Origin of the sequence: Variovorax sp. KK3 (assembly GCF_001984055.1) — a bacterium.
Lineage (GTDB): Bacteria > Pseudomonadota > Gammaproteobacteria > Burkholderiales > Burkholderiaceae_C > Variovorax.
Map to the genome: position 1 here is coordinate 1 of NZ_LYVO01000154.1, position 5,256 is coordinate 5,256.

Here is a 5,256-nt window from a genome sequence, read left to right on the forward strand (position 1 = left end):
TGGCGGGCGGCGTCGACGCGCTCGCCCGCGCCGCTGGCCTGCGCCAGGGTCTGCTCCACCCAGGCGCGCAGGTCGTCGCGGACCAGGCGCTCGGGGCTGCCCAGCATCAAGGCGGCGCGCAGCGCCTCGTAGCGCGCGGCGCTGTCGTCGGCCTCGCGCAGGTCGCGCTGCAAGCGCTGCACGAGCAGCGGCGCGAGGCTGCGGTCGAGCATCTCGCGGTACGACTGCTCGGCCGAGCGCGCGAGGCGCGGCCCCTGGAACAGGCCGAAGCCGAAGCCGGCCGGCGGCTCGTTCGGGTCGATGCCGTCGTTGGCGGCCAGGCGTTCGAGCAGCGAATAGAGCGGCAGCACCTGTTCCAGGCCGGCCGATTCGAGCGGGCCGATGCGCTCGGTCAACTGCTCGACGCGCGTGCGCACCGCGTCGACGTAGTCGAGGTTGCGGCGATAGCTTTGCCACCACAGGGCGGAGGTCGCGAGCAGCGCAGTGCCGGCCACGCCGGCGCCGGCGATGATCGCGCGCCGGCGCCAGCGCAGCCGCTGCAGCCGGCGGCCGGCCAGCGGCGCCTCGGCGATCACCAGCTGCCGCAGCAGCGCCGTCAGGAAATACGACTTGCCCCCGGCATCGGGTCGCGCCAGTGGCGTCAGCGCCAGGCCGTGGCTGCGCGCGAGTTCGCCGATGACGCGGTCGATCGGGTTGCCTTCCTGCGTGCCGCTGGTCAGCGCGATCGATCGCAGGTGCTGGGCCGGTTCGGCGGCCAGGCCGGCGAAGGCCGTGCGCACAAAACCTTCGAGCGGCGCGAGCAGAGCGTCGAACTGCGCCGCGAAGGCATAGACCGGCAGACGGCGTCGCGGCGTGCGCTCCTGCTGCAGCGACTCGGTGCTGCGCTGCTTCAACCGCTGGGCGAGTCCGGCGAGGCGCGCGCCCAGGTCGGGAGGCACGGCGGATGCGTCGTCGGCGTCGAACACCAGGCCCCACATCTGCTCTCGCTGCTGCGCGTCGAGGTCGCCGAAAGTCTCGGTGAAGCCGGCCAGCAGGTCGGTCTTGGTGACGAGCAGGTAGACCGGGAACGACAGGTCGAGCTCATGGCGCAATTCGTCCAGGCGGGCGGCCACGGCCGCTGCCTGCCGCGCGAGTTCGGCGCCGCCGTGCAGCAGGTCGGGCACGCTGACGCTGACCAGCACGCCGTTGATCGGCTGCACCGGCCGGTGCCGGCGCAGCAGGGCCAGGAACTGCTGCCACTCGCGGGCGTCGGCCGTGGCGTCGCTGTCCTGCGTGGTGTAGCGGCCGGCCGTGTCGATGAACACGGCCTCCTGGCTGAACCACCAGTCGCACTGGCGCGTGCCGCCGGTGCCCGCGAGCGGGTCGCGCCCGAGCCGTTCGGCCAGCGGAAAGCGCAGGCCCGAATGCAGCAGCGCCGTGGTCTTGCCCGCGCCGGGCGCGCCGATGATCAGGTACCAGGGCAGCTGATGCACCTGCCGCCGGGTCTGCCACCAGCGCCGCGTGCCCTTGGCCTCGACGCCCTGGCGCAGCATGGCCAGCGCCTGGCGGAAGCGTTGGCCCAGGTCGGAGCCGGCGTCGCCGGATTCGAGCCCCTTCAACAGGCGCTCGCTGCGCCGCTTCGCGAGCCACTGGCGCAGCGCTCGCAGGCCCAGCAGGAGCAGGGCGACGACCACGATCAAGGCTGCGCGCGCGGGCAGGTCGTCGAAGGGGTGCCAGGTGCCGATGACCAGCAGCGGTGCCGCGAACCACAGCAGGGCGGCGGCCGCGCCGAGGTTCACCGCGGTTTGGGCGACGCGGGCCGGCGACTTCATTGCGGGAACAGAACGATTTCGACCCGGCGCTGCGGCTTGGCGGCCGCGGCGTCGACCCTGGCCTCGACAGCCATGCGCGCATCGCCGAGCTGCGGCCGCAGCACGTTGGCGGTGCTGCGCGCCCATTCCATGGCCTGGTGCCAGGCCGAAGGCGTGCGGGCGGTCGGGGCGTCGCTGCCATCGGTGTAGCCGACGACCAGCACCTTGCCCGGCTGCCTGGCCAGCGCGGCGCCGAGGCGCTTCAGCGGCGCGCTGGCGTCGCCCAGCTTGTCGGCATCGACGACGGCCACGCTGCGCAATGCCTCGTCGCGCACCTGGATGCGGCCAGCGTCGATGTCCTCGCGCAGGGCCGAGGCGAGGCGCGGCGGTGCGGCGGCCGCGGCCGCTGCAGCCGCACCGGGCTGGGCCGATGCGCCGCCGGTCGGCACGAGCCCTTGCAGCGAGGCCAGCACGCCGTCGACGCGCGCCGCCAGCTGCAACTGGCTGGCGCTGTAGACGCCCACGGCCAGCACGCCCAGCAGCAGCACGGCGGGCAGCGCCGCACGCGGCGTGCGCGGCGGCTTGGCGGCGGCCGCCGCGCAGTGCCACGGCGGCGTCAGTGCCGGTGCCGGTGCCACTTGCTGCAGCGCCAGGTGCACGCGTGCGCGCAGGGCTTCGTGGTCGCGCGGGTCGAGCACTGTGCGTGCGCGCAGCCCGAGGCTCAGGCAGGCGTGGAAGAGTTCGAGCAGCGCGCGGTGCTCGCGCGGCTTCTCGGCCAGCCGCGAAACCAGGCGCAGCAGCTTGTCGCCGCCGCCCGCTTCGTGGTGGAAGCGCTGCAGCAGGCCCGCGCCCTCGGCGCCCCACGGCGCGGCGGCGAACTGCTCGTCGCCCCAGGCGCACAGGATGTAGCTCGCTGCAGCCACGCTGGGCTCCGGCACGCCGGCCGCGCGCGCATCGGCTTCGAAGCGGGTCACGGCAGCGGCCAGCGTGCGCCGCAGCGCGGCCGGGTCGGCGGGCGTCGCATCACGCAGGCCTGCCGTCAGCGCGACCAGCGGCAGCGCGTGGCTGCGCAGGGCGCGCGTGGCGGGCGGCTCGTCGACGTCGCCAGGCGCGGCCATGGCCGGCGATGCGATCACTTCGACCACCCCAGCTGCAGCTGGCGGGCCTGCACGTCGACGCGCGCGCGCGGCGCCAGGGTGCCGACGGGCAGCGGCAGGATGGCGCGCCACTGCGCATGGTCGATCTCGCGGAAGGCGCCGAACACGGCGACCGCGCGTGCGTCGCCGGCCAGCTCCAGCGCCAGCTCGCGCGCCTCGCCGGGGCGCAGGTGCAGGTTCTCGCGCACGAGCACGTTCGAACCGAGCGTGGCCTCGTCGTCATCGTAGAGGCTGTCGAAGCTCGCCTTCTCGAAGCCGCTGGCGTCGCGCAGCACGTAGACCCGCAGCGCCAGCGAGGCCGATGCATTGCGCGCGTCGGTGTTGAGGTTGCGCTGCGCCTGCACCAGCAACTGCAGGCTGCGCTTGGGGCCGGCCTGCGGCGGTGCGGTGCCGGGGTTGAACATGAAGTTGACCACCATGGACGTGTTGACCCACGGGATCTGGCGCTGGCCGGTGTCGCGCAGCACCTTGACGCGCACGGCCTTCATCATTTCTTCGACCTCGACGCCCGTGGAGCGCAGCTCGGTCGCGAGGTGCTTGGTGTAGACGCTGTTGCCGCCAATGGGGCCGTCTTCCGCCACGCCGCCCGGCGCGGCCGAGAAGGCGATCAGCGCGCCCGGCGCCGCCATCTCGGCCAGGCCGTTGGCACCGCGGGAACTGCGGCGCGCGGCGAAGGGGTCGTTGCGGCAGGCGTCGATGATGAAGATGCGGGCGCGCGGGCGCACGCGGTCGACGTGCGCGAGCAGCGCTTCCTGCAGGTCGATGGCTTCGTCGCGCACCTCGGCTTCGTCGCGCAGGCCGATGTCGACGGGCAGCAGGTAATTGCGCCCGCCGATCTGCACGCCGTGGCCCGCGTAGTAGAAGACCGAGGCGACCTGGTCGTCGTCCATGCGCCGCGCGAATTCGCGCAGCACGCGCTTGAAGTCGCGGGCCTGCAGGTTGAGGTGCTCGGCCACCTCGAAGCCCAGTGACCGCAGGGTCTGCGCGACCAGGCGGGCGTCGTGCTCGGGGTTGTTGAGCGGGATGTCGGGGTAGCGGCCGTTGCCGATCACGAGCGCGATGCGGCGTTGGCGCGAGGCCTCGACCTTGGGTTGGGGCTGGGCGAAGAGCGGGGCACTGGCCAGAAGGGGTAGAAGGCCGAGGCCGGCGACGAGCTGACGGCGGGTGGCTTGCATGGGCCCGGTGCCCTCACCCCAGCCCTCTCCCGGAGGGAGAGGGAGCAAGTCCGGCGGGGCGGGGTTGGGCACAGTGCGAAGCGCTCCACATTCGATCGCTTTCAATTCTCTGCGCCGTCCCCTGGCGCTACAAGTCGATCGAATGGCCAGTGCGGCGATGCGGTCGCGACGCGTGCCGCACATGCTTCAGGCGCCGCGGAATTGCACGCGGCGGTTCACGCCGGCCGTCGGTTCGGCGCCCTCGATCGGCCGGCTCTCGCCATAGCCCACCGTCTTGAGCCGCGAGGCATCGATGCCATGGTGCTGCACCAGGTAGTCGCGCACCGCGCGGGCACGGTTGCGAGACAACTCCAGGTTGTAGGCGTCGGAGCCGACGGCATCGGTGTGGCCTTCCACGGTGACGATGCTGTCGGGTGCGAGCAGCTTGATGCCGTCGGCCAGCGCGTCGAGCTGGGTGCGTGCGGCCGGCAGAATGTCGGTGGAGTCGAAGGCGAAGCGCACCGGCAGCGACACGGCGGACGCATCGACGGGCGCTTCTTCGCGGCCGTGCGCCAGCAGGGGCGTGCGCGCCGAGGTCTTCGCCAGCGCGGCTGCCGCGGCGGACACGTACTTGGCCGGGGCGGCAGGCGTTTCGTCGAGCAGGCGGACCGAGCGGGTCTTGCCGAGCACGGCCGCCACGTCGGTGGGGTTCACGAGCTGGCCTTCGCGGTAGATCATGACCTTCTCGGCCTTCACCTGCGGCGTGAGAAAGGCGGCGGCCAGGGCGAGGGCGAGGGTGGTGAGGTAGCGGGTCATGTCGGACTCCTTGATCTGGGGCGTTGACGTGGACGTTGAGGTGGATTCGTCGATGCCCATGGGTTGCACGCGCCGCCCGGCCGGTTCAATCTTTCTCGATGGTGCCGATGCCGCGGACATCGCGCGTGATGGCCGGCTCGCCATCACCGGCATGGGCCGCTACGCCGCGCCGCGGCTGGCCAGCGAGCGCGCCGAGGTCGTGATCGACGGCAACGGCGAGGCGCAGCTGGCCGCCAGCCGCGCGCTGGCGGTGCGCATCAGCGGCGTCGGCCACGTGCGCTACCTGGGCGAGCCGGCCATCACGCGCGATGTCCGCGGCATCGGCACCATCGAGAAAGA

The 5,256-nt window shown here is 73.0% G+C and carries 5 protein-coding genes; 1 reads left to right on the forward strand and 4 read right to left on the reverse strand.

The annotated features are described in order from the left end of the window. The 4 genes from tssM to B0W80_RS33695 all read right to left on the reverse strand — a co-directional run. The coding region (gene tssM / locus B0W80_RS33680; protein ID WP_179107097.1) for a type VI secretion system membrane subunit TssM at nucleotides 1-1,811 on the reverse strand (1,811 nt) is incomplete at its 3' end. Further along, the gene (locus B0W80_RS33685; RefSeq protein WP_143684908.1) at nucleotides 1,808-2,908 is read right to left on the reverse strand and encodes a DotU/TssL family secretion system protein; all 1,101 of its coding nucleotides are present in this window, start codon (nucleotides 2,906-2,908) and stop codon (nucleotides 1,808-1,810) included. The genes B0W80_RS33685 and tssM, both read right to left, overlap by 4 nt. Before the next feature lie 14 nt (nucleotides 2,909-2,922). After that, nucleotides 2,923-4,122: a type VI secretion system lipoprotein TssJ gene (gene tssJ / locus B0W80_RS33690; RefSeq protein ID WP_077003489.1), complete on the reverse strand. Its 1,200-nt coding sequence runs from the start codon at nucleotides 4,120-4,122 to the stop codon at nucleotides 2,923-2,925. 186 nt (nucleotides 4,123-4,308) lie between these two features. Next, nucleotides 4,309-4,917 carry an OmpA family protein gene (locus B0W80_RS33695; protein ID WP_256856762.1) on the reverse strand — a complete coding sequence of 203 codons (609 nt, stop codon included), beginning with the start codon at nucleotides 4,915-4,917 and terminating at the stop codon, nucleotides 4,309-4,311. A gap of 28 nt (nucleotides 4,918-4,945) precedes the next feature. Here B0W80_RS33695 and B0W80_RS36380 point away from each other — a divergent pair. After that, on the forward strand, nucleotides 4,946-5,256 hold a 311-nt coding region (locus tag B0W80_RS36380; protein WP_256856763.1), incomplete at its 3' end, for a GIN domain-containing protein.